Source organism: Bacillus sp. Bwzl_19, assembly GCF_054900515.1.
Window position 1 is genome coordinate 257,141 of record NZ_CM142729.1, and the last position, 22,796, is coordinate 279,936.

A 22,796-nucleotide genomic window follows, 5' to 3' on the forward strand; every position below is an offset into this window, starting at 1 on the left:
GAGGATGTACGATTGGATAAAAAAGAAACCCACTTGATCGGGCATTTAGAGGAAATCCGGCAGCGTCTCATTAAAACCGTCATCGCCTTTCTCGTGTTTTTTATCGGCGCCTGCTGGTTTGTACAGGATATTTATGACTGGCTGATCAAGGATTTGCCTGGCAGACTGGCCGTTTTAGGCCCGAGCGAGATTTTATGGGTGTACATGATGATTGCGGGAATTTGCGCCATTACGGCAACGATTCCGGTTGCCGCCTTTCAGCTCTGGCGTTTTACGGCGCCGGCCTTGACCGCGTTTGAACGCCGCGCCGCTTTGCTTTACATTCCGGGGCTTTCCGTTTTGTTTATCATCGGAATTTCCTTCGGGTATTTTGTGCTCTTTCCGATTGTGCTCGGATTTTTAACACAATTATCCGCCGGCCACTTTGACATGGTATTTACGGCGGATAAGTATTTTACCTTTATGCTTAATCTTACATTGCCGTTCGGGTTTTTGTTTGAAATGCCTCTGGCCGTCATGTTTCTGACGCGTCTGGGGATCGTAAACCCAACCCGGCTGGCGAAGGCGAGAAAGCTTTCGTATTTTTTGCTGATCGTTGTCTCGGTGCTGATTACGCCGCCGGATTTTATGTCTGACTTTCTCGTCATGATTCCGCTGCTCGTCCTCTACGAAATCAGTGTGACGCTGTCCCGCATCGTTTACCGAAAGAAATGGGCCGAGACGCCGTCTGCCGCTTAGTGAAGCTCGCCTCCGCCGGTCTCAATATCGTCCTCATGCACCGCGGCGGTCACCGCGGCGATTTTGAGCGCTTTTGTGATGTGATCAAGGCTGAGGCTCGGCGCGGATTTCTGCAAGGTTTGCTCTGGAATGTACGGGATGTGTATAAACCCGCCACGGATGTGCGGATGATGACGGCTGATTTCATCCATCAGCCCGTAAAAGAGATGATTGCATACAAACGTCCCCGCCGTGTAGGATACAGCCGCGGGAATGCCTTCTTTTTTAATCTCCTCAACGATCCGTTTGATCGGAAGGCCGGTCCAATAGGCTGCGGGACCGCCTTGAGAAATGTCTTCCCCGACAGGCTGGTTTCCTTCGTTATCCGGTATGCGCGCTTCATTCAGATTGATCGCGACCCGTTCCGGCGTGATCTGCATTCTGCCGCCCGCCTGTCCGACACAGATGATAATGTCAGGCTGATGTTTCTTTATCGCCTCGCGCAGCACGGCAAGGGACTTGTAAAAAACGGTCGGAACTTGTTCGGATACGATAGAGGCGGGGCCTTCAGCGGCACCATTCAGCCGTTTGACCGCTTCCCATGAAGGATTGACCGTCTCCCCGCCAAAGGGGTCAAAGCCTGTAAGCAATACTTTTTTCTCCATCAAAAAACCCTCCTTTTCTTTTTACCATACTCTATAATGGACATATATTCCTGCCGAAGGGGGAAACATGTCTTGAATTCGCCTCTACTGCAATACCGATCTGTATTTCCGGTGCTCCAAACACATACGATGCTCGCGAGCTGCTCTCAAAGCGCTCTTGCCCGGCCGGTGTCAAAAGCGATAACCGATTATCAGGAAAGCCTGCTTCAGTACGGAGGAAATTGGGAGGAAGCCATCGGCCGCATGGAGCAGGCAAGATGTGAGTTTGCGAAATTGATCGGCGCCCAGCCTGAAGAAATTGCCGTTTTACCTTCAGTAACGGCTGCCGCCTCTGCCGTCGTTTCCGCTTTACCAGATTGCCGAAAGAAACAGGCGGTGTATACGGAATTGGATTTTCCGGCGATCGCTCACATTCTGAAGGCTCAGACTGGGATGGAGCTTTCAGTGATTCCGTCTGAAGAAGGAATGATTCCGCTAGAGCGGTATGAGACGTATATTACGGAGCAGACGCTTTTCACCTGTGTGCCCCATGTGTCATTTACATCCGGTTTTGTCCAGGATATCAAGCGCATTGCGGAGATATCCGCAAAGAAGGGATCGCTTCTTTTTGTCGATGCTTATCAATCGGCGGGGCATGTCCCGATTGATGTGAACGAGTGGGGAGTTGATATGCTGGCCGCGGGTGCGAGAAAGTATATGCTCGGCATACCGGGGACGGCGTTTCTTTATGTCAGAAAGGAACTTGCCGAACAACTGAATCCGAAAGTCACCGGGTGGTTCGGGCAGCAGCGGGCGTCGATGCTGGATTTGACCCATTTTTCTTATGCTGACGGAGCCAAACGCTTCGAGACCGGAACCCCGGCATTTATCAGCATATATGCGGCACAGGCGGCTTTATCCCTTTTAAACGATATCGGCACAGATTACATTCATCAAGAAGTAAAAAAACTCAGCGCATTTGGGTACGAATACGCTTCTGAAAAAGGGCTGCGCCTCGCAGGCCCGACGTCTGCCGATGACAGGCCCGGCATGATTTCCATATGGGATGAAAAAGCGGCGGAAACGGCTTCGTTTTTGAAACGGAAAAACATCGTAGGCGCGCTCAGCGGGCAAATCATCCGGCTGGCGCCGCATTTCTATAACACGGCCGATGACCTTATTTATGCGATTGATGAACTGGCTAAAGCGCGCGGTATATAAAAAACAGCAGACTCATGGAGAGTCTGCTGTTTTCTTATGAGTGATTCACTTTGACCCGTTTCATAAAGAAAGCGCTGATCAGGCCGATCACGGCGACAATCATTGCGAAGATAAAAGCGTGCTGGACGCCCGCAATCAGCGCGTGGGAGTATACGGAAGGATCATTTGGATTTTTCACGGTGCTCATATAATCCTTCTGACCGGCCGCCATGATGCTGACCGCCACCGCAGTGCCGATTGCGCCGGCCATCTGCTGGAGCGTATTCATAATGGCCGTTCCGTCCGGATAAAATTCCGGCGGCAGCTGGTTTAACCCGTTCGTTTGCGCCGGCATCATGATCATGGAAATGCCGATCATCAGGCATGTATGAAGCACGACGATCAGAAGGGCCGTCGAAGCGCCGGTAATGTTTGAGAAAAACCAAAGCACGGCTGCCGTGATGACAAACCCGGGAATGACAAGCCACCTCGGCCCGTATTTATCAAACAGACGCCCTGTCACCGGAGACATAAAGCCGTTTAAAATACCGCCCGGCAGCAGGATGAGACCCGACGTAAACGCCGTCAGCATCAGTCCGCTTTGTAAATACATAGGCAATAGAAGCATTGTTGATAAGATAACCATCATACAGATAAATACAATCACGACTCCGAGAATAAACATCGGATAGCGGAAAGCGCGCAGATTCATCATCGGCTGCTTCATTGTCAGCTGCCTGATGGAAAATAAGATGAGCGCTATCGCACCGACAGTGAGCGAACCGATAACCGTCGGGCTTGACCAGCCGCCTGATCCTTCGCCCGCATTGCTGAAACCGAAGACGATGCCGCCGAATCCGATCGTAGACAGAATAATTGAAAGCACGTCAATTTTCGGCTTTGTAATGTCTGATACGTTCTGCATGTAGGCGATTCCGAATAAAAGAGCCAAGACAAGAAACGGCAGGGAAATCCAGAAAATCCAATGCCAGTTCAAATGTTCTAACACAAGCCCTGAAAAAGTCGGACCGGTCGCAGGGGCGAACATGATGACAAGCCCGATCGTCCCCATCGCCGCTCCGCGCTTATGCGGCGGAAAGATGACGAGAATCGTATTAAACATCAGCGGCAGCAGCAGCCCGGTTCCTAAAGCCTGTACGATTCTTGCCGCCAAAAGAAACGGAAAGCTTGGCGCAAGGGCCGCAATCAGCGTACCGACAATGGAAAAGGCGAGTGACACGATGAACAGCTGCCTCGTCGTAAACCATTGCAGCAGCAGCCCCGAAACCGGCACAAGAATACCGAGAACGAGCAGGTAGCCCGTCGTCAGCCACTGGACGGTCGCAGGAGTGATATGCAGCTCCTTCATCAGGTCAGTCAGGGCGATATTCAGCGCCGTTTCACTGAACATGCCGATAAACCCTGCCGTCAGCAAAGAAATCATGATCGGCATGACTTTATATTGTTTGGAAGGTTGAGCCTTTTCCAAAATCATTCTCCTCTCTTACATACGTAACATGTCTCTCGTATTTTATGTCCTCAGAAGGCTGGGGATTTGTTTTGAAATATGGATGATCGGCATTTTGTCTTTTTTGGCTAAGGACAAAATGATGCCGCCTTCTATCATGGCATTTAAAACAGTGCTGATTTCCGCCGCTTTTTCATCAGAAAAACCGGCAGATCTCAATTTGCCCGCGAACAGATTCTCCCATTCCTGATAAGCGCACTGACAGGCCTGCTGGAGTTTTTCGCTTCTTAAAGCAGTTTCGGCAGCCAGTAAACCGACAGGAAACCCTTCGAAGTTCTCCGGACATGTAAATTGGCGTGATAAGTCCTGTAAAAACGCTTGAATGCTTTCCGCAGGATCAGGATAGGCATCAAGGCTTTCTTTTATTTTCATACGGATATAATGGCTCATTTCATTGACAGCCTCAATGGCGAGCTGCTCTTTGCCGTCCGGAAAATGATAGTAAAGAGAACCTTTCGGCGCACCGCTTTCTTTAATAATCTGATTCAGACCCGTGCCGTAATACCCCTGCAGCTGAAACAGCTTGGTTGCCGCGGCGAGTATTTTTTCACGAGAATCTCCATAACTCATTATGTTCCCACCTTACTGATTGATGACAAATTTAAATATAGTGACTGGTCTATTATCGTGATTTCACATGGCGGTGTCAAGGATTTTTGAAACGGATCTTTTCTCAGGAAGATTCAAAAATCGTTAAGGCATGCTGTTTTTATATGATGGAAGAACAAAAGCAGGGATAGGGGGAGTTTTCTCTTCATGCCTGACAGCTTCAAATCCTCTCAACTCTCAAACAGCCGATGCTCAATGCATCTAGGAAAAGAGAACCGGGCGCTCTATCCTTTTTTTGATTGCCGTATTAAAGCATAATCGTGCTATCGGAAAGGGGCGACTTTCTTATTTTTCCGCTCTTATTTATTTGTAGAAAACAGTAAATAATACACTATTTTTTCCTTTTCTCCTCTAATAGAATGAAAATTGCAAAAATATTACATAGCAGGAGGAAAGTTCATGAAACAAATAAAAAGCAAAATCCTAGCCATCCTTACAGTTTTGTATGCTGTCCGTCATTTCCGTATTTGCCTTCCAGCCGACCGTATCAAAAGCCTCCTCAGGTCATAATCCGGTTGTCATGGTCCACGGAATCGGCGGAGCGTCCTTTAACTTCGCGGGAATCAAAACGTACTTGGCATCCCAAGGCTGGGTCAAGAAATGAGATGTACGCCATTGATTTTCTGGACAAAACCGGAAACAACAGACACAATGCGCCGAGACTGTCAAATTACGTGAAAAAAGTGCTCAGCGAAACAGGCGCGAATAAAGTCGATATCGTCGCGCACAGCATGGGCGGCGCCAACACACTCTATTACATTAAAAATCTTGACGGCGGGGACAAAATCGCAAACGTCGTCACACTCGGCGGAGCGAACGGCCTTGTGACCAACAGAGCGCTTCCGGGAACTGATCCGAACCAAAAGATTTTATATACATCAATTACAGCTCAGCGGACTTAATCGTCATGAACCCGCTGTCACGACTGATCGGCGCGAGAAACGTGCAGATTCACGGTGTCGGGCACATCGGACTTTTAATGAACAGCCAAGTAAACGGGCTGATTAAAGAAGGTCTGAACGGCGGCGGGCAAAATACGAATTAACAGATTCAGAGCCCCGGACATAGAGAATTTCCGGGGTCTTTTTTTTCTTCCATATTCTTTTTTCGCCGTAAACCAAGCCCTCTGAAGTTATTTTTGTTAAAATAATAAAGTTATATCAGAATTCGGAGGGTTTATTGTGGGAAAAGTGAAAAGAAATGCCCCTTGCCCATGCGGCAGCGGGAAGAAATATAAAAAATGCTGCGGAAGTAAAGCAGCTGACATTCCGGCAGACATCGCGGCAAAAGAAGCGAAACAGATTCAGGAAAGCCTAATGGAGTACGCCTTTACAGCACATAGAGACGGCATTTCATCATTTATTAACCAGCACGAGTTCATTACGGAGCTGGACAGACAGACAAAAGACATCGGCGTCTTCAACCTTGGCATCTGGGGAATTTTCTTCCGGCCGCTGGCAGGCGGCAAGACGATTTTTGAAGAATATCTTCAGAAAAAAGCCGGCGGCATCAACCGCCCGAAAACTCGGGAAATCGTTGAATCATGGAAAAGCATGACACCTGCCGTTATGGTGCTTGAAGATGTGAAAGAAGGAATGATTCACTTTGAAGATGTCATGACGAAAAAACAATTCAAAGTGGAAATGGACGTCAGCCAGCAGGATCTTCCGCCGGCGGGAAGCCTGATTCTCGGCTATCCGATCCACGAAGCGGAAAAAGCGGAGTTCTTCATGCAGTTTACGATCTTCCCTGTGAAGCGGACCGAAGCTTTGATCAGCAAAGTGAAAAAGGCGGCGGCCCCGGCCCTTGCGGAAGGAAAATCGCCTGAACGCTTTATGCAGGAGAACTTCGACACTGTGCTGGCCGCTCTTTTAGGAACGGCGGAAGAGCCGAAGCCGGCTGCTGAAGAAACACAGGCGGAGTGGGCGAATGACATGGAGAAGGAAACGGCGGACGCCATTGAAAAAGGTCTGAGCGGGGATGAATACCCGGCTGAGCTGGTTCCGGCCGTTATTGATCTGTGGAAAACATTCTGTGTCAAAAAAACACCGACGATCAGAAAGCCGGAAGCCTTCGCGGCAGCGGTCGAATATTATGTGAACAGCATTTCTCTGAACGGCGCGTCCGTTTCTCAAGCCAAGCTTGCGAAGAAGTACGGCGTCAGCGCATCAACGATTTCCAGCCGCTACAAAGAAATTGAAGGCGCTATGCAGGATGAAGCTGATCGCTTCGCCGCGGCTCTGACATCTTAATATCTTAATAGACGGCAAAAAAACCTTGAAGGGCAAACGCTTTTCAAGGTTTTTTCTATTGATGCGCCCTCAGGAAGGATAATTCCTGCCGGCTATCTAATAATAAAAAGAGCGATAACAGGAAGGGGATGGAACCATGGATGAGACACGTGCGCTGGGCAGGACGGATTTACGGGTAAAGCGTATCGGCTTTGGCGCAAATGCGGTCGGAGGACATAACCTGTTTCCGAATCTTAATGATGAAACGGGAAAAGAACTCATCCGCACAGCTTTGGATGGCGGCGTCAATTTTATTGATACGGCGTTTATATACGGCTTGGGACGTTCCGAAGAGTTAATCGGTGAAGTTGTCGCAGAGCGCGGCGTGCGGGACAGCCTCGTGATTGCGTCAAAGGGTGCGCATAAAGAGGTCAACGGACAAATTGAGCTGGACAACAGCCGTGAATTTCTTCGGAGTGAGGCGGAAAAAAGCCTGAAGCGGCTGAAAACAGATGTGATTGATTTGTATTACGTTCACTTCCCTGACGGCAAAACACCGCTGGCCGAAGTGGCCGGCACGCTGAAAGAACTGAAGGACGAAGGGAAAATCAGAGCAATCGGCGCCTCCAATCTCAGCTTCCGGCAATTGCAGGAGTTCAACGCTGACGGCTATTTAGAGGTTTTTCAATCGGAATATTCACTGATTCAGCGCGAGGCGGAAAAAGATCTGCTGCCTTACTGTGAAAAGAACGGCATTTCCTTCATCCCTTATTTCCCGCTTGCTTCCGGCTTGCTGACAGGAAAGTTCACAAAAGACACAGTCTTTGAGGACAGCCGAAAGAACAGGCCGCCGTTTCAGGGAGAAGCTTTTCAGCAAAACTTGGAGAGAGTGGATAAGCTGAAGGCCGTTGCGGAAGAAAAAGGCGTGCCTGCAGCGCATATCGCACTCGCATGGCTTCTCTCGCAGCCGGCTGTGGATGCGATTATTCCCGGAGCCAAACGCCCTGACCAGCTGAAACACAATCTGGGCGCGCTTGATGTGCAATTAACCGAAGACGAGGTTCAATATATCAGTGACATCTTCAAGTGAAAATAAAAAAGGAAATAGCCTGCGCTATTTCCTTTCTTGCTGTCAGGACGTTTTCAAAAACGCTTCTGTCAATCCTTCCAGGTCGGCGTCTGTGTCCAAATACCACTGGCCGCGGGCGTTTTTCTTCATTTCGATTTCTTTCGTCACGGAAGAAGAAGCCGGTTTCAGGCGCATAAACTCTTCTGGATAGACAGAAAGTAGATGGCTGACAATTTCGTTTTCATCAGCATCGGGATGCTTTCCGGCATAGTCCTGCACACGGTCTTGCAGCCGGCCTGCAAGCGGAGACATATCAAGCGGCGTCACTTTTGCTTCCAGGACGGCTTTGCCGTCTGACATGGATTTGGTTTGCACCTTGAGTTCTGTGTGATCACGCAGCGCTGATGACATGGCGTCAATAATAGCGGAAATGGCTTTTGAGTCGGCTTGTTCCTTCGAAATGCCTGCTGAAGCGATAAAGCTCGCTTTCGCCGATTCCTGGTATGCGGCGGCTGTCATTTTTTCATTTACACCGGTCAGGCGGGTGAAATCTTTATTATGCCGGCCGTACAGCATCACATCAATGTATGCGGATAATGCGTCCGCCGGATCGGGTTTTGCTTTCGGAGCTGTGCCTTTGACTTTCAGTTTATAAGATAAAGGCTTCGCGTCTTTTGCCTGCGGCTGATATACCAATTCATATGATTTGCCTTCGTCAGCCGTGAAGTACAGACTTCCCGTCACTGTCTTGTCCGCATGAAGCGTGCCGCTTTGCATCCGGTCTTCCTTATCGGCCGCAGCTGTTTTCGCGTCATTCTGATAAAGCGAGAAGTCGCTGCTTTTGACGGTAAGCGGATCATTGCCCGTATTTTTGACAGTGACCGTTACTTTCAGTGCGGTCGGGTGTTCAGCATCGTCTGAAGTCACCCAGGCCGTATCTTTTATTTTTACTTTCGCCGTGCCGCTTTCCTTGCCGCCGCTTGTTTCGCTGCTGCAAGCGGCGGTAAATGCCGTGAGAAGCAAAATGAAAAACACGGCGCTCATTTTTTTAATGGACATCTTGTTACCCCCTGTTGTTATGATGGTTGATTCAATAGTCATATAGATGAACAGGTTAATTATACTAGTTTTGTATAAAAGAGTCTTGATCTTTTTGGAAGAAAAGGAAGTGTTATGATGAAGAAAGAAGAATTGAAACAGCTGGCTCTCAGAATCGGAAACGTACCTCCTGGCTACGAGAGTAATGTGGAAGAATACCAGGAAGATGAGGTTCTGTTTTGGTGGGAAGACAAGAACGATCCGGAAGCCGGCATCATGGTCGAATTGGAACCGGACGGAAAACTGAAATACTTATCCCGTCCGGCTTTCCGGACTGATCTTGCTCCTCTTTTGGAAACGGACATAGAAGAACGGATGCGGGCGTTTTTAGAAACCCATCGTCCGGGGGCATTGGCTGAGTTCGAATTGGAGAAAAAAAGCTCCGTAAATGATGGTGATGTAAGATATTCCTATGTTCAGATGGCTTACGGTCTGCCGCTTCCGCTGACCGGGTTTTACGTCGACCTAGCTGTGACAGGGGAAGTAACCGGCTTTTCGTACCAAGGGAAGGCCGATGATCTGTTAAGACCCGGGACAATTGCGGACAAGCGGGAAGCATCGGCTCATTTTGTCAAACAGATTGAAGCAGAGCTGTTGTTCACCGTACTGCATCAGTCCGTCTATGTGCAGGGGGATGACAAGCCCCATCTCGTCTATGAAATCGTGTCTCCGACGCGGCCGATATCTGCTGACCTGAAGGAAGAGAATGAAGAAATAGAAGAGTATGAAGAGCTGGAACACAACACGCGGCCGTATGTCTCGATTTCACGCCCTGAACCTGAAGCGGAAAAGATGAGCATCAATGACATGATCGGGCTGCATGAAGGTTTTTATAAAGATAGGGAAAGCGATCTTGGGGACGGCTGCATCGGCATAGCGTGGCGTCGTGAAAAAACAAAATCCGCACGGGAAGATAAAAGCTTTGAAAGTCTGTTTAAAGAGCGGAATGAACATGTATTGAAAACAAGGTATGATAAAGAATCAGGCCGGCTCACCGGGGTGATGTCATTTATACAAGAAGAAGGCGAACCGGTGTTTTCCGAGGAAGAATGCCATCACATGGCCATCCGCTTTTTATTCGCCATGTTTCCGGAAGCGGATCAGTATTTCCGGGTTCAATATGATGAGCCGGATGATGAAGGAGAAAACGCGGGACTTACATATAAGGCCTGTTCGGGCGGCGTTGATTTGCGATTCGGAGAAGGAAGAATCTGTGTCAGCAAAAAGACGGGTCTTGTCACTTTTTATATGCCGCCGGAAATTGATCCGAAAGAGCTTGAGAATATCGATCCCGTTCCTTCATTGACAATGGAAGAGGCGAAGGATGCGATTCGCCGGAATATCAAAGCAGAGCTCGCTTGGGACCGTTACGATGACGGCAGCGGCAGAAATGTGTACAGGCTCGTATACAAGCCGGTTTTCCCGCGGTTTATTGAGGCGCATACGGGGGAAGCGATCATGAGTTTAATAGGCTGAAGGTCATAGGTGTTCGGTTTGGGGGTTTTAAGTGACATGTGACATTTGTATGAAAAATAACCGCCCTGAATACGGCTCTTTCCCCTCTTTGCTAAAAATAGACACATAAAAGGCACTTTCTTCCCTTTAAAAGAATAAGGTCATTTTTATATAATAAAAAACAGTTCTTTTTTATACACTCTTCCTGAAAGGATGACCCCATTGCTGAAAGAACATCTGAGAAAAAAAGCGCTGGAGATTGGGAACATACCGCCGCACTATGAGCTTGAAATAGAAGACTTTGATGAAAAACAAAAAACGAGAGCCTATTATATATGGAAAGATCGTAACCATCCGGAAAAAACGGTAACGATTGAGCTGGGCGGCGACGGATCTTTGCTTACATATTCACGCAATGACTGTCCGGGTTCAGACCTTCAGTTGTCAGACGCCGAATTAAAGCTGACGGCTCTGCGGTTTGCGGCCAGACACCGCCCGCTTACTTTTATGAAGTTCACCTTTCAGGCGAGGGAAGAACGAAATGGGTGCATCCGTTTCATCTATACAAAAAAAGTGCTCGGCCGGCCGCTCCCCGATTCGGGTTTTTTCGTTGATGTAACCGAGAGCGGCTTCATCGTGCAGTTTCTCTATTACGGGGATAAGGGTGAAGCGCCCGTCCCGGAAACCTTCGTCGATCAGGAGAAGGTGATCTCGCATTATATGAGCGGGCTGACCTTCAGTCTCGTCTATGACGTTGTCAATTTTGAGAAAACGCCGCGCCTTGTCTACGAACCGATTCTCCCGGCTTACAGCTATCCGGCCGGAGAAGATGATATCGTGCCGGATCAGCCGTTTTGCGAGGACAGGAACGAATCGGCAAAACCGCTTCCCGCGCTTGAACATAAACGGGAAGTCAGCATCGATGAATTGATGGGATTTACCGCGGATATGATTCAGACGCGCCGGCGCGATCTCGGGGATGAGATCGGAACGACATGGCGGAAAGGGGCAGTCCCGGAACGGAAAGATTTGAGTATAGAAAGCTATTTTGAAAGCAGCAACAAAAATACAATGAAGATGAAAACGGACAAAAAGACAGGGAAGATGACAGCCTTTAAATCTTTTATTGAGCATGAGGGCCCGGCCTTTTATTCAGCTGAAGAATGCGAGGAAACCGCGCTTCAATTTTTATACAAGCTTTACCCGAGAGCGGACGAGTTTTTTAAAATGAATCCGCTGAAAACGGACGGGAGGGGACGGTTCCGCTACCATTTTTCCGTATGGCATCGGGATATTCCGCTTCGGTTCGGTGCTGCGAGAATACTTGTCAGTCCCGTAACCGGGCTTGTGGAAGCTTACATGGCGCCTGATATTGATCCGGAGCAGTTAGAGCAGATCAATCCGGTGCCGGCCGTTACTATCGAAGAAGCAAAGTCCGCTTTTTTATCTGATTTTCATCTGCAGCTGGAGTGGCAGCGCGATTTTACGCCGTCCGGCAATGAAGGATATAAGCTTGTGTACAGGCCTGTATATCCTCCGTATATTGATGCGCATAAGCAAAAAAAGAAAAGGTTTTATTAGCCAGGGATCATTTGTAAATGAGGATAATCTTTAAAGTTTCTCCAATCGCCTCCCCAATCAAAACCGAGCGTTTTGGCAATCGATACGACCTCAAGCCAATCGGGCCTGCCGTTTTGGTTTCCGTCGTACGTCATATCCCAAATCAGGCTGCCATCCTTTTTTTGCAGGGCGAAGTCGATGGCAAGGCCGTAATTGTGATATGATTCTCCGCCTTTTGCGTAGGTGACGATATTTCCTTTTTTTGAACGTCCTTGACGGTACAATTCGTTTTGTTCCTCAATTGATCTGAAACCCTCTGTAATCACGACGGTGATGCCTTTTTTCAGAGCGGCCGTCTGCAATAATTCCGCATTTTGTTTAACGAGCGGATGAAGAGCATTTGGAATGCCCCTCTCTTGTAACGCCGTTTGCGGCCTCAGCTCTTTCTGCACATAGGAAAAACATAGGTCCGCGGAAAAGAAGAGGATCAAAAGCAATGCTATTCTGACTGGTAATCTCATGGTGAATTCTCTCTTTCTTTAATTGATTAAAATCTTTGTTTGCTCACTGTCATAAATTTGCTATGATAAAATATAACATAATTAGTAGCCGGAGGAAGGAGGCAAATCTATGAAATCCAAGATTCCATCAGAAGAAGTAGCCGTAAAGATGAATGAATGGTATAAGCTGATCCGCGCGTTTGAAGCCGATAAAGCTGAAGCGCTGAAGCGGGAGATTCAATATGAACTCGAAGATATGGAAGAAAATCAGGATTTATTATTGTATTTTTCATTGATGGAATTTAGGCATCGCATCATGCTGGATAAATTAAAACCCATGAAAGACGGCGACTGCCAGCCTCCGTTCTCTGAAATGCTCACTGAGATTGAGATGAACCAGCAAAAGCTGACCGGCTTACTGGAATATTATTTTTACTATTTCAGGGGAATGTATGAATTTAAGCAGAAAAACTTCATCTCAGCGATTTCTCATTATAAACGGGCTGAGGAAAAACTAGAATATGTGGAAGATGACATAGAGAAAGCCGAGTTTCTGTATAAAATTTCTGAAGTGTACTATCATATCAAGCAGACTTTCTTTTCGATGAATTACGCGGGACAGGCGCTTGATATTTACAAGAAATATGAATTATACGGAATGAGAAGGGTGCAGTGCAAATTTATCATTGCCGGTAACCTGATGGACGCCCAGCAGCATGAAAAAGCGCTGGAATACCTTGAATGCGCCTTGGAGCACGCGGAGCGGCTTGATGATCACTATATGATTGCTGCGGCCTATTATAATATCGGGCACTGTATGTACAGTTTGGGTGACTTTTGCAAGGCGGCGGAAGACTTTGAACGAGCGGCTGCCGGTTTTGAAGCGCACAGCTTCCAGCAGGTCATCCAGGCTGTTTTTTCACTCACGCATATCTACTTTAAAACGGAAAGATACAGTGACGCCGCCGCCAGCTATGCGCGGGGCATGAAAAGCGCGGCGGAGTGGGAAGACGAGATCTATATGACAAAATTCCGTCTGATTAAGGAGCTTTATCAGGGTGACGGCGGACAGGATTCGCTCAAAGAGTATTTTGACATTCTGGAATCAAAGGAGCTGTTGGCCGACACTGAGGAACTGCTTCAGGACGCGGCTCATTTCTTTCATAAACGGGAGAACTACAAAGCGGCATCTTATTTTTTCAGCAGGCTTGTCGGCGTGCAAAAAAGGCTGCAAATGAACAATTACGCATAATGAAAAAGAACGGGGGAGCTTCGGTTTCGTCGTTCTTTTTATGATCCCTTCTGTTTTCAGCCGGTCAAAACCGGGTACATGCTCTGTATTAACATCAGGGAGGAAATGAGACAATGTATCAGGATTTACAGGGAAAAACAGCGATCGTAACAGGTTCTTCGAAAGGAATCGGAAAGGCCATTGCCGAACGCTTCGGCAAGGAGCGGATGAATGTAGTTGTGAACTACCTCGGTGATTCCGCCGGAGCAGATGAAGCGGCTGACTTCATTGAGAAAGCGGGAGGCCGAGCTGTCACCGTAAAAGCCGATGTATCTTCAGAAGAAGGGATTCAGGCGCTGTTTGATGCCGCACAAGAGCACTTCGGCGGTGTGGATGTGATGGTCAACAACTCCGGCTTTAATGGCGCCGAAGCGATGCCCCATGAAATGAGCCTGGAAGATTGGCAAAAGGTCATCGACGTCAACGTGACCGGCACCTTTTTGGGGGCGAAAGCGGCCCTTAACCATATGCTCCAGCGCGGGACAAAAGGAACGGTCTTAAACATATCGAGCGTCCATCAGCAAATACCGCGTCCTGAAAACGTGCAGTACGCAACATCAAAAGGCGGGATCAAAATGATGACGGAAACGATGGCGCTCAATTACGCAGACAAAGGCATCCGGGTAAATGCCATCGCTCCCGGCACGATCGCCACGGAGTCCAATGAGGATCTGCAAGATGAAACACACAAACAGACCCAGCTGAAAAAAATTCCGATGAACGCCTTCGGAAAACCGGAAGAAGTCGCCGCGGCCGCCGCATGGATGGTGTCGGAAGAAGCAAGATACGTGACCGGAACGACACTTTTCGTCGACGGAGGCATGACGCTTTATCCGTCTCAGCTGGAAAGGTAAAAGAGGAGGGGAAACCTTCTCTTTTTTGTTTAGGGAAGGATCATAAAGGAAATGGTTCCCTAAAAAAACAGGGGGATCACAAGATGGCGAATGACTGGTGGAAAGACGCCGTTGTCTATCAAATCTATCCGCGAAGCTTCCAAGACACGAACGGCGACGGCATAGGCGACCTGCGGGGGGTTATCGCGCGTCTCGATTACATAAAAGAACTTGGCGCTGATGTGATATGGATCTGCCCGATTTACCCGTCGCCAAACGTCGATAACGGCTACGACGTGACGGATCATCAAGCGATTATGAAATCTTACGGAACGATGGAGGACTTTCACGATCTGCTTACGGAATGCCGCAGCCGCGGATTAAAGCTTGTGATGGATTTCGTCTTAAATCATACATCCACAGAGCATCCTTGGTTCAAAGAAGCGGAAATGAATCCGAACAGCAAATACCGTAAATATTATTTTTGGCGGCCGGGCACCGCAGACGGCCCGCCGACCGATTGGGTGTCGGATTACGGACAATCCGTCTGGCAGTACGAAGAGCATACAGGTGAATATTACCTGCATATGAACGCCGTCAAACAAGCCGATCTGAATTGGGAAAATCCCGAAATGCGGCAATCAGTGTACGAGATGATGAGATTCTGGCTCGATAAAGGCGTGGACGGATTGCGTATTGACCAGCTCCATCTTCTGTCAAAAAAAGAATACCTGCCGCCGTATGAAGATTATATCGCTCGCCGGGCTGATCCGAAGCCTTTCCGGCCAAACGGAGCACGGATACATGATTACTTAAAAGAAATGACGAAAGAGGTATTTTCCAAATATGACGTGATGTCGGTCGGCGAGGCCGGATCAGTGACGCCTGAGGAAGGGCTGGTCTACACGGGAACCGATGAGCATGAGCTGAATATGATTTTTCATTTTCAGCATATGGAGCTTGATCAGAAGCCGGGACAAGAGCATTGGGATGTAAAGCCGCTTGAGCTGTCTGACTTGAAGAAAGTGCTCACAGACTGGCAGAAAAAACTTGAGCACCAAGGCTGGAATACGCTGTATTGGTGCAATCATGACCAGCCCCGGATCGTATCCCGGTTCGGAGACGAAGGCAAATACCGCAAAGCATCCGCCAAAATGCTTGCCGCCCTGCTTTATTTCATGAAAGGCACGCCGTACATTTATCAGGGAGAAGAACTCGGTATGACAAACGCTCCGTTTGACAGGATAGAGGATTATCAGGATATTCAGACCGTCAATATGTATCACAAAAGGGTATTTGAAATGGGCCGTGACAGAGAGGAAGTCATGGCGTCCATCATGGCGAAAAGCCGCGACCATGCCCGTACACCGATGCAGTGGGACGGAAGCCGAAATGCCGGATTTACAGAAGGAGAACCGTGGCTGAAGGTCAATCCCAATTACAAAACGATCAATGCAGCCGAGGCTGAGAATGATCCCGATTCCGTATTGAACTTTTACAAAAAACTGATCCGTTTACGAAAACAGTATGCTGACGTCATAAAAGGCAGCTACACGCTGCTGCTCCCTGATGACCCGCAGCTGTTTGTGTATGAAAGACAGGCAAACGGACAAAAGCTCATCTCTATCAGCAATGTATCAAAAGAAGAAGCCGCCTTTTATTGGCCGGACGGTTCCGAGCCTGGAAGTGCGAAACTGCTTCTCAGCAACTATGAAAATGCCGGAAGCGCGGATTCCTGCATAACATTCCGTCCATATGAAACAAGAGTCTATCTGCTTGCCTGATCCTGAGCAGTCTTGATCCGCTTGGCAGCCGTCCTCGTTTCTTTTGTAACGGGGATGCTTCCTTTTGCTTTGGCGAGACCGAATGCCGGCATATTGACATAGATGGATTCATAACTGCCAGCGGGAACTGTATATGTTTCATGGTATATACCGACCGCTTGAGATGCGGCCGCGCGCTGATAAAAATGCCGCCATGCTTTCATATGTTTTTCTCCTTTGGCGTAGGACATAAGGTCATCAAAAGAGCGCCAATATTGGATCAGTGTAATGCTTCGTAATGTACAGGACATTTCCATAGAGAGAAAGCCGAGCTCCTTATTGGCATACAATTCTTTAATCATTGGCGTCATTGCTCGGACAACAGGAAGCCAGCGATGTATTGAAGGCCATTTGTTAATTCGAACACCGATAATAAAGACGACGGTTTCTTCATTGGAGCGGGCTGTTACCTGTGAAGCGGTGATCATCTGTTTTTTCATTTAAAGCTCATCTCCTTTTTGCAGTTTGCTGATGACGGCATCTGCCCACTCGATCGCGGCCGCTGTCACTCGTTTGCCGTAGTCAATAGTAAACAGCCTAAGCTCCATACCATCCCGTTTTAAAAGTGATTGTTCGATTGTTTCATACAGTTCATATTTCATATTGAGCTGGAGTTTATAGTGCTCTATCATCCGGATATTTGAGGCAGTGTCTTGTTTATCGCTGAAAAAAAGCTTCAGCAGCAACTCATTTTTTTCGGCAGCTGGCTGCTTGACCGGCTCGTTCAGCCAATCCTGTAATGCATCTTCACCCTTTTGGGTAAGGTGGTATTCTTTTTTGTCAGGACGGTCTTCTTGAACGGTTGTTGTCACCGTCAGCAATCCTTCTTCTGTAAGCCGTTTTAAATTAGGATAAATCTGGCTGTAGCTGATGGTCCAAAAATGCTGCAAACTCCGATCCATCATTTGCTTTATTTCATAACCCGTGTGACATCCTATTGTTATTAAACCGAGTAAGGCGTAATAAGTATCAGATTTCTTACTCAATTTTCACCCTCCTATATATTCAATAGATATATATCAATTAGATATAATAATAACTGAAACATATCTACACATCAATTCTTTTCAAAAAATATCTTGCAAAACGTAATTACTTCGTTTTATTATGGTATAGGAACAAATGAACGAGAAAGTACAAAGTACGGTTCGGAAATCGTCATCATTCTGATTTACAGGACAGGGGGAAACGAGCTTGTTTAAAAAATGGAGCGGAATCATTGTCATCGCAGCATGCTTTTTAATTGCGGCGGGCTGCGGCAATTCATCTACAAAAGGTTCGTCAGGTTCTTCGAAAAACGGCAAACTGCACGTCGTGACGACCTTTTATCCAATGTACGAATTCACAAAACAAATTGTCAAAGACAAAGGCGATGTAGATATGCTCATCCCGTCTTCGGTCGAACCTCATGATTGGGAGCCGACGCCGAAGGATATCGCCGGTATTCAAAACGCCGATCTTTTCGTTTACAACAGCGAATATATGGAGACATGGGTTCCCTCAGCGGAAAAAAGCATGGGCTCCGATCATGCGAAGTTTGTAAAGGCGTCAAAAGGAATTGACCTGCTCGAAGGTTCGGATGAAGAGGAAGAGGAGCATGATCACGGCGGTCATGACCACAGCCACAGCATGGACCCTCACGTTTGGCTGAGCCCGGTTCTTGCGCAAAAAGAGGTCAAAACCATTACGGCGCAGATCGTAAAACAGGATCCGAAGAATAAAGCATACTATGAGAAAAACAGTAAAGAATATATTGCAAAACTGCAGGATCTTGATAAACTATACCGTACAACATTAAATAAAGCGGCGAAAAAAGAATTGATCACACAGCACGCGGCATTCAGCTATTTAGCTAAAGAGTACGGTTTGAAACAGGTCGCGATTGCAGGCCTTTCTCCTGAAGAAGAGCCGAGCCCGGCAAAACTGGCAGAGCTCAAAACGTTTGCCAAAAAGCATGATGTGAAGATCATCTACTTTGAAGAAGTCGCATCGCCTAAAGTTGCAGATACACTTGCCGGTGAAATCGGCGCGAAAACGGAAGTGCTCAATACACTGGAAGGTTTAAGCCAAAAAGAACGGGATAAAGGCATCGGTTATATCGACATTATGGAGAAAAACCTCGATGCACTGAAAGATTCGCTATTGGTTAAATAACATAGTGTGCGCCGCGGGGTGCACACTATTTCTATGCGGGAAAGGAAGATCAGCATGAATCTCGTTACATTACAGGATATCGTTTTTGGTTATTCGCATACACCCGTGCTTGACGGCGTGTCGCTGGAAATCAAAAGCGGCGAATTCGTCGGCATTACAGGGCCGAACGGCGCGTCAAAATCGACGCTGATGAAAGTCATGCTCGGCATGCTCAGACCTTGGGAAGGAACGGCCGAGATCAGTAAAAAAAATGCCGCCGGAAAACGCCTGACAATCGGCTATGTTCCGCAGCAGATTTCTTCATTTAACGCAGGATTTCCGAGCACGGTTCTTGAGCTTGTGCAATCTGGCCGTTATACGAAAGGGAAATGGTTTAAACGATTGAACGAAACGGATCACCACGAGGTGGAAAATGCGCTGAAGATGGTGGAAATGTGGGATTTCCGCAACCGGAAAATCGGTGACTTATCCGGCGGACAGAAGCAGAAAATCTGCATTGCGAGAATGCTTGCGAGCAATCCGGATCTGCTGATGCTTGATGAGCCGACAACCGCGGTTGATTATGAAAGCAGACAGGGCTTCTACGAATTTATGCACCATCAGGTGAAAAATCACAACCGCACCGTCGTCATGGTGACACACGAACAAAACGAAGTCCAGCAGTATCTGGATAAAGTCATACGGCTTGAGAGGGGGGAAAAAGGCGGATGGAAATGTTTGACTTGGAATTCATGCGACGAGCTTTTCTAGCGGGAAGCATGATCGGAATTATGGCGCCGATATTAGGCGTATATCTCGTGCTGAGAAGACAGGCGCTGATGGCGGATACGCTGTCTCACATTTCATTGTCCGGCGTTGCCATCGGCTTTTTTCTCAGTACCAATATTACGGCGGCGAGCATCGTTGTCGTCACGATCGGAGCGATCGGCATAGAATACATGCGGCGGGCATACCGTACATATTCAGAGGTCTCTATCGCCATATTAATGGCGGCCGGGCTGTCGTTTGCGATGTTTCTGATCAGTCTGTCAAAAGGCGGCGCGTCGATGAGCATCGATCAATATTTATTTGGATCGCTTGTGACGGTCAGCCAGCAGCAGGTCTATATTATCGGCGGCATTACCCTGCTGATTCTGCTTTATTTCATTATTTTAAACAGACCGCTCTATCTGCTTACCTTTGATGAGGCGACGGCGAAGACATCAGGCATTAACACAAATCTCTTGTCAATGTCCTTCAGCATCGTGACGGGGCTTGCGATTTCGGTCATTATTCCGATTATCGGCGTGCTGCTCGTTTCCGCGCTGCTCGTATTGCCCGCGGCTTTTGCGATTCGTATCGCCAAAGGGTTTAAATGGGTGTTTACGGCAGCCATTGTCATTTCTCTGTTCAGTGTGTTCACGGGGCTGACGTCGTCTTACCAGCTCGGAACGCCTCCGGGGCCGTCAATTACTTTACTGTTAATCATTCTGCTTCTGCTCGGCTTTACGCTGCAGGGGATTTGGAATGCGTTTAAAAAAGGAAAAGAACGCAAAAACCGCCGTTAAGCGGGGAGGCAGTCTCATCTGCCGCTCCGTTTGACGGCTTTTTTTATAGAAATAAATCAGCGAGACGTTCGTATGATTCTTTTTTTGCTTCAAAGTCAAAGACGTTGCAGAGCACCATCATCTCTTTTGTCTGATAACGATCTGACAGTTCAAGCAGGCGGCGTCTGACTGAGGCGGGGGAGCCAATCACCATCCGCTTCCTGTTTTCTTCTATCTGCTTACGGTCCTCCGGGGAATACGGGTAAGCCTTCGCTTCTTCAACACTCGGCACGCGGCTGTCGGCCCCTTTCCCGACACGAAGCAGCCATAAATCCTGGCTTAACGCGAGTTCTTCCGCTTTCTCATCCGTAGCCGCACATATGACGAAAATGGCACAGAGAGAGGCGGGAGCGGAAAAATGGGCGGAGGCCCGGAAATGATCCCGATAGATCTGAAAGGCTTTTTCCCCGCGTTCCGGATTAATGAAATGGCCGAAAACATAGCCCGCACCCTGCTGAGCCGCGCGTCTGGCGCTGTTTTCCCCGAGGCCGAGCACCCAAAGCTGCGGGGCTGTTTCAATCAAAGGCGCTGTTTTTATTCCTGCATAATCATGATCCGCAGGGATAGAATCTGTCAGAAAGGATGATAAATCCTGAAGCTGTCTGTTGAACTCGGTCATGCTTTTCTTGACCCCGTCTGTGAGGGCGAGCCGGATTTTCGTCGTGCCGCCCGGTGAGCGTCCGACCCCAAGGTCAATTCGATTCGGATGCAGCGCCTCAAGCTGACGGAATGTTTCCGCGACTTTATAGGGGCTGTACTGCGGCAGCAGAACGCCGCCTGAGCCGATACGGATGGACGTTGTGGCCGCGGCGGTATGAGCCATCATAATTTCCGGCGACACGCTTGCGAGCCCCCTTGTGCCGTGATGCTCGGCAAACCAGTACCTCTTATAGCCCCATCCTTCGCTGAGGCGGGCGAGCTCCGCGGAATGGCGAAGCGTCTCGTGCGGCCCGTTTCCTTTGGATACGGGCGCCTGATCAAGTATGCTTAAATCAATCACTCGTCTGCCCCTTTCCTGAATGTATTGATACAAGGATAGAAAAAATGGTTCGTCCCCGTCAATTTCTTTGTTTTCTCTATTCTCTCCGGAATGAAGGAGAATATAGAAAGTGAATTTTCGCCGTTTTTCGTCAAAAATTCTTATGTTTTATGAAACTTTGATATAATAAAAGACGTATATCTTAATAAATACCGGGATCCTTATCCCGGAATTTTGTGAAAATGCGCACTTGCGGCGTGCTTATCGGCACCCTTACAGAATAGGAGTGAATCATATGGCGATCTCTTTACAAAAAGGACAGCGAATTGATTTAACAAAAGGAAAAGCAGGCCTGTCAAAACTGCTGGTCGGATTGGGCTGGGACCCTGTATCATCGGGCGGCTTTTTCGGAAAGCTGTTCGGCGGAGGCGGTGCCAATATCGACTGTGACGCTTCCGTACTGATGCTTGAAAATGATAAAATGACAGACAGCAAAAACGTCATCTATTTCGGCAACCTGAAAAGCCGGTGCGGCGGTGTCGTACATACGGGTGACAACCTGACGGGAGAAGGCGACGGCGATGATGAACAAATTCTCATCGACTTGGCGAAAGTGCCCGCACAGATTAATAAACTTGTATTTGTCGTCAATATTTATGACTGCGTCAGACGCAAACAGGACTTCGGCATGATTCAAAACGCGTTCATCCGCGTCGTTGATCAATCTAACCGCGAAGAATTGGTGACTTACAATTTAAGAGATAACTATTCAGGCAAGACGAGCCTGATCGCGGCTGAAATCTACCGTCAGGACGGCGAGTGGAAATTCGCCGCAGTAGGAGAAGGCACAAACGATACAAAAATCGGCGATATCGTTAACCGATACGCCTAAACGAAAAAAAGGAGAGTGCACACATGGCAATTTCATTGGCAAAAGGGCAAAAAGTAGATTTGACTAAAACAAATCCGGGTCTTTCTAAAGTCGTTGTCGGCCTTGGCTGGGATACAAACAAATACGACGGCGGACATGATTTTGATTTAGATTCCAGCGTCTTTCTATTAAATGAAGCGGGAAGATGCGCGTCGCCTGATGATTTCATTTTCTATAATCAGCTTGAAGGCGGAAACGGTTCCGTCGCACATTCAGGCGACAACCTGACAGGCCAGGGCGAGGGTGACGATGAAAGCGTAAGAGTCAACCTGAGTGCGGTGCCTGCCGCTATTGACAAAATCTCATTTGTCATCACGATTCATGAAGCGGAAGCGCGCGGCCAAAACTTCGGACAAGTCTCCAACGCGTTCGTGCGCATTGTTAATGAAGAAACAAATGAAGAGCTGATCCGCTATGATCTGGCTGAAGATTTCTCAATCGAAACAGCCATTATCGCAGGGGAGCTCTACAGACATAACGGCGAATGGAAATTTTCCGCGATCGGCTCAGGCTACCAAGGCGGACTGGCCCGTATTGCGACAGATTACGGCCTTCAAATCGGCTGAACCATATAAAACACAGAAGGGA

22 protein-coding genes and 1 pseudogene are annotated in these 22,796 nt (G+C 48.1%); 15 read left to right on the top strand and 8 right to left on the bottom strand.

Going from position 1 to position 22,796, the window contains the following annotated elements:
* Positions 1–12: 12 nt before the first annotated feature.
* On the top strand, positions 13–738 hold the full coding sequence (tatC, locus tag ACW5MY_RS01440; protein WP_013350908.1) for a twin-arginine translocase subunit TatC: 726 nt from the start codon (positions 13–15) through the stop codon (positions 736–738).
* On the opposite strand, the gene pcp is transcribed toward tatC, so the two are convergent.
* Positions 735–1,382 (bottom strand): pyroglutamyl-peptidase I, encoded by a 648-nt coding sequence (pcp, locus tag ACW5MY_RS01445; RefSeq protein WP_013350909.1) that lies wholly within the window; start codon positions 1,380–1,382, stop codon positions 735–737. The two genes, tatC and pcp, sit on opposite strands and share 4 nt — an antisense overlap.
* Before the next feature lie 72 nt (positions 1,383–1,454).
* Here pcp and ACW5MY_RS01450 point away from each other — a divergent pair, with 72 nt between their 5' ends.
* The gene (locus tag ACW5MY_RS01450; protein ID WP_013350910.1) at positions 1,455–2,582 is read left to right on the top strand and encodes an aminotransferase class V-fold PLP-dependent enzyme; all 1,128 of its coding nucleotides are present in this window, start codon (positions 1,455–1,457) and stop codon (positions 2,580–2,582) included.
* 34 nt (positions 2,583–2,616) lie between these two features.
* Here the strand turns inward: ACW5MY_RS01450 and lmr(B) are convergent, their stop codons facing one another.
* Positions 2,617–4,056 (bottom strand): lincomycin efflux MFS transporter Lmr(B), encoded by a 1,440-nt coding sequence (gene lmr(B), locus ACW5MY_RS01455; RefSeq protein WP_041481591.1) that lies wholly within the window; start codon positions 4,054–4,056, stop codon positions 2,617–2,619.
* Positions 4,057–4,092: 36 nt separating this feature from the next.
* Positions 4,093–4,659 carry a TetR/AcrR family transcriptional regulator gene (locus ACW5MY_RS01460; protein WP_014469693.1) on the bottom strand — a complete coding sequence of 189 codons (567 nt, stop codon included), beginning with the start codon at positions 4,657–4,659 and terminating at the stop codon, positions 4,093–4,095.
* Positions 4,660–5,097: 438 nt separating this feature from the next.
* Here ACW5MY_RS01460 and ACW5MY_RS01465 point away from each other — a divergent pair.
* The 3 genes and pseudogenes from ACW5MY_RS01465 to ACW5MY_RS01475 all read left to right on the top strand — a co-directional run bounded on the left by ACW5MY_RS01465 (position 5,098) and on the right by ACW5MY_RS01475 (position 8,019).
* Positions 5,098–5,743 (top strand): annotated as a pseudogene (locus ACW5MY_RS01465) (esterase/lipase family protein).
* A 136-nt stretch (positions 5,744–5,879) separates the two neighbouring features.
* Positions 5,880–6,950: a helix-turn-helix domain-containing protein gene (locus ACW5MY_RS01470; protein WP_013350913.1), complete on the top strand. Its 1,071-nt coding sequence runs from the start codon at positions 5,880–5,882 to the stop codon at positions 6,948–6,950.
* Between the two features lie 136 nt (positions 6,951–7,086).
* Entirely contained in the window at positions 7,087–8,019 is a 933-nt protein-coding gene (locus tag ACW5MY_RS01475; protein WP_013350914.1) for an aldo/keto reductase, read from the top strand.
* Between the two features lie 42 nt (positions 8,020–8,061).
* Here the strand turns inward: ACW5MY_RS01475 and ACW5MY_RS01480 are convergent, their stop codons facing one another.
* Entirely contained in the window at positions 8,062–9,057 is a 996-nt protein-coding gene (locus ACW5MY_RS01480; protein WP_013350915.1) for a DUF5105 domain-containing protein, read from the bottom strand.
* Positions 9,058–9,174: 117 nt separating this feature from the next.
* On the opposite strand from ACW5MY_RS01480, the gene ACW5MY_RS01485 reads away from it, so the two are divergent.
* Both ACW5MY_RS01485 and ACW5MY_RS01490 read left to right on the top strand, forming a co-directional pair.
* Positions 9,175–10,572: a YcdB/YcdC domain-containing protein gene (locus ACW5MY_RS01485; RefSeq protein WP_289394123.1), complete on the top strand. Its 1,398-nt coding sequence runs from the start codon at positions 9,175–9,177 to the stop codon at positions 10,570–10,572.
* Positions 10,573–10,773: 201 nt separating this feature from the next.
* Entirely contained in the window at positions 10,774–12,132 is a 1,359-nt protein-coding gene (locus ACW5MY_RS01490) for a YcdB/YcdC domain-containing protein (protein ID WP_014469699.1), read from the top strand.
* Here the strand turns inward: ACW5MY_RS01490 and ACW5MY_RS01495 are convergent.
* Positions 12,129–12,632 carry a M15 family metallopeptidase gene (locus tag ACW5MY_RS01495; RefSeq protein ID WP_014469700.1) on the bottom strand — a complete coding sequence of 168 codons (504 nt, stop codon included), beginning with the start codon at positions 12,630–12,632 and terminating at the stop codon, positions 12,129–12,131. The genes ACW5MY_RS01490 and ACW5MY_RS01495 overlap by 4 nt on opposite strands.
* A 109-nt stretch (positions 12,633–12,741) precedes the next feature.
* On the opposite strand from ACW5MY_RS01495, the gene ACW5MY_RS01500 reads away from it, so the two are divergent.
* The 3 genes from ACW5MY_RS01500 (at position 12,742) to ACW5MY_RS01510 (ending at position 16,519) form a co-directional block, all read left to right on the top strand.
* Positions 12,742–13,863, top strand: coding sequence for a response regulator aspartate phosphatase (locus ACW5MY_RS01500; RefSeq protein ID WP_013350919.1), 1,122 nt, complete (start codon positions 12,742–12,744; stop codon positions 13,861–13,863).
* Between the two features lie 113 nt (positions 13,864–13,976).
* Positions 13,977–14,756, top strand: coding sequence for a glucose 1-dehydrogenase (locus tag ACW5MY_RS01505; protein ID WP_013350920.1), 780 nt, complete (start codon positions 13,977–13,979; stop codon positions 14,754–14,756).
* Between the two features lie 83 nt (positions 14,757–14,839).
* Positions 14,840–16,519, top strand: a complete 1,680-nt coding sequence (locus ACW5MY_RS01510; RefSeq protein WP_013350921.1) for a glycoside hydrolase family 13 protein — start codon at positions 14,840–14,842, stop codon at positions 16,517–16,519.
* Here the strand turns inward: ACW5MY_RS01510 and ACW5MY_RS01515 are convergent.
* Positions 16,504–16,998 carry a DUF4188 domain-containing protein gene (locus ACW5MY_RS01515; protein WP_013350922.1) on the bottom strand — a complete coding sequence of 165 codons (495 nt, stop codon included), beginning with the start codon at positions 16,996–16,998 and terminating at the stop codon, positions 16,504–16,506. The genes ACW5MY_RS01510 and ACW5MY_RS01515 overlap by 16 nt on opposite strands.
* Positions 16,999–17,544 carry a PadR family transcriptional regulator gene (locus ACW5MY_RS01520; protein WP_013350923.1) on the bottom strand — a complete coding sequence of 182 codons (546 nt, stop codon included), beginning with the start codon at positions 17,542–17,544 and terminating at the stop codon, positions 16,999–17,001. It abuts the gene before it with no gap.
* A gap of 208 nt (positions 17,545–17,752) precedes the next feature.
* Between ACW5MY_RS01520 and ACW5MY_RS01525 the strand changes: the two genes are divergently transcribed.
* Genes ACW5MY_RS01525 through ACW5MY_RS01535 form a run of 3 tightly spaced genes read left to right on the top strand, consistent with a single transcriptional unit; the run spans position 17,753 to position 20,259 of the window.
* Positions 17,753–18,712, top strand: a complete 960-nt coding sequence (locus tag ACW5MY_RS01525; protein ID WP_013350924.1) for a metal ABC transporter substrate-binding protein — start codon at positions 17,753–17,755, stop codon at positions 18,710–18,712.
* Between the two features lie 54 nt (positions 18,713–18,766).
* A complete protein-coding gene (locus tag ACW5MY_RS01530) occupies positions 18,767–19,462 on the top strand; it encodes a metal ABC transporter ATP-binding protein (RefSeq protein WP_014469701.1) in 696 nt (231 codons plus the stop codon).
* Positions 19,420–20,259, top strand: coding sequence for a metal ABC transporter permease (locus tag ACW5MY_RS01535; RefSeq protein WP_013350926.1), 840 nt, complete (start codon positions 19,420–19,422; stop codon positions 20,257–20,259). The genes ACW5MY_RS01530 and ACW5MY_RS01535 overlap by 43 nt, the downstream gene beginning before the upstream one ends.
* 43 nt (positions 20,260–20,302) lie before the next feature.
* Here ACW5MY_RS01535 and ACW5MY_RS01540 read toward each other — a convergent pair whose 3' ends face one another.
* Positions 20,303–21,298: an LLM class flavin-dependent oxidoreductase gene (locus tag ACW5MY_RS01540; protein WP_462061654.1), complete on the bottom strand. Its 996-nt coding sequence runs from the start codon at positions 21,296–21,298 to the stop codon at positions 20,303–20,305.
* 274 nt (positions 21,299–21,572) lie between these two features.
* Between ACW5MY_RS01540 and ACW5MY_RS01545 the strand changes: the two genes are divergently transcribed.
* Both ACW5MY_RS01545 and ACW5MY_RS01550 read left to right on the top strand, forming a co-directional pair.
* Positions 21,573–22,169: a TerD family protein gene (locus tag ACW5MY_RS01545; RefSeq protein WP_013350928.1), complete on the top strand. Its 597-nt coding sequence runs from the start codon at positions 21,573–21,575 to the stop codon at positions 22,167–22,169.
* A 23-nt stretch (positions 22,170–22,192) separates the two neighbouring features.
* Positions 22,193–22,774 (top strand): TerD family protein, encoded by a 582-nt coding sequence (locus tag ACW5MY_RS01550; RefSeq protein WP_003156648.1) that lies wholly within the window; start codon positions 22,193–22,195, stop codon positions 22,772–22,774.
* Positions 22,775–22,796 lie beyond the last annotated feature (22 nt).

What these genes read in the sequence shown, in the direction of transcription:
- ACW5MY_RS01495 (WP_014469700.1), bottom strand. Translation starts at nt 12,632, where the DNA reads ATGAGATTACCAGTCAGAATAGCATTGCTTTTGATCCTCTTCTTTTCC.
- ACW5MY_RS01550 (WP_003156648.1), top strand. Translation starts at nt 22,193, where the DNA reads ATGGCAATTTCATTGGCAAAAGGGCAAAAAGTAGATTTGACTAAAACA.
- ACW5MY_RS01475 (WP_013350914.1), top strand. Translation starts at nt 7,087, where the DNA reads ATGGATGAGACACGTGCGCTGGGCAGGACGGATTTACGGGTAAAGCGT.
- pcp (WP_013350909.1), bottom strand. Translation starts at nt 1,382, where the DNA reads ATGGAGAAAAAAGTATTGCTTACAGGCTTTGACCCCTTTGGCGGGGAG.
- ACW5MY_RS01480 (WP_013350915.1), bottom strand. Translation starts at nt 9,057, where the DNA reads ATGTCCATTAAAAAAATGAGCGCCGTGTTTTTCATTTTGCTTCTCACG.
- ACW5MY_RS01515 (WP_013350922.1), bottom strand. Translation starts at nt 16,998, where the DNA reads ATGAAAAAACAGATGATCACCGCTTCACAGGTAACAGCCCGCTCCAAT.
- ACW5MY_RS01545 (WP_013350928.1), top strand. Translation starts at nt 21,573, where the DNA reads ATGGCGATCTCTTTACAAAAAGGACAGCGAATTGATTTAACAAAAGGA.
- ACW5MY_RS01530 (WP_014469701.1), top strand. Translation starts at nt 18,767, where the DNA reads ATGAATCTCGTTACATTACAGGATATCGTTTTTGGTTATTCGCATACA.
- ACW5MY_RS01460 (WP_014469693.1), bottom strand. Translation starts at nt 4,659, where the DNA reads ATGAGTTATGGAGATTCTCGTGAAAAAATACTCGCCGCGGCAACCAAG.
- ACW5MY_RS01500 (WP_013350919.1), top strand. Translation starts at nt 12,742, where the DNA reads ATGAAATCCAAGATTCCATCAGAAGAAGTAGCCGTAAAGATGAATGAA.
- ACW5MY_RS01505 (WP_013350920.1), top strand. Translation starts at nt 13,977, where the DNA reads ATGTATCAGGATTTACAGGGAAAAACAGCGATCGTAACAGGTTCTTCG.
- ACW5MY_RS01510 (WP_013350921.1), top strand. Translation starts at nt 14,840, where the DNA reads ATGGCGAATGACTGGTGGAAAGACGCCGTTGTCTATCAAATCTATCCG.
- ACW5MY_RS01485 (WP_289394123.1), top strand. Translation starts at nt 9,175, where the DNA reads ATGAAGAAAGAAGAATTGAAACAGCTGGCTCTCAGAATCGGAAACGTA.
- ACW5MY_RS01535 (WP_013350926.1), top strand. Translation starts at nt 19,420, where the DNA reads ATGGAAATGTTTGACTTGGAATTCATGCGACGAGCTTTTCTAGCGGGA.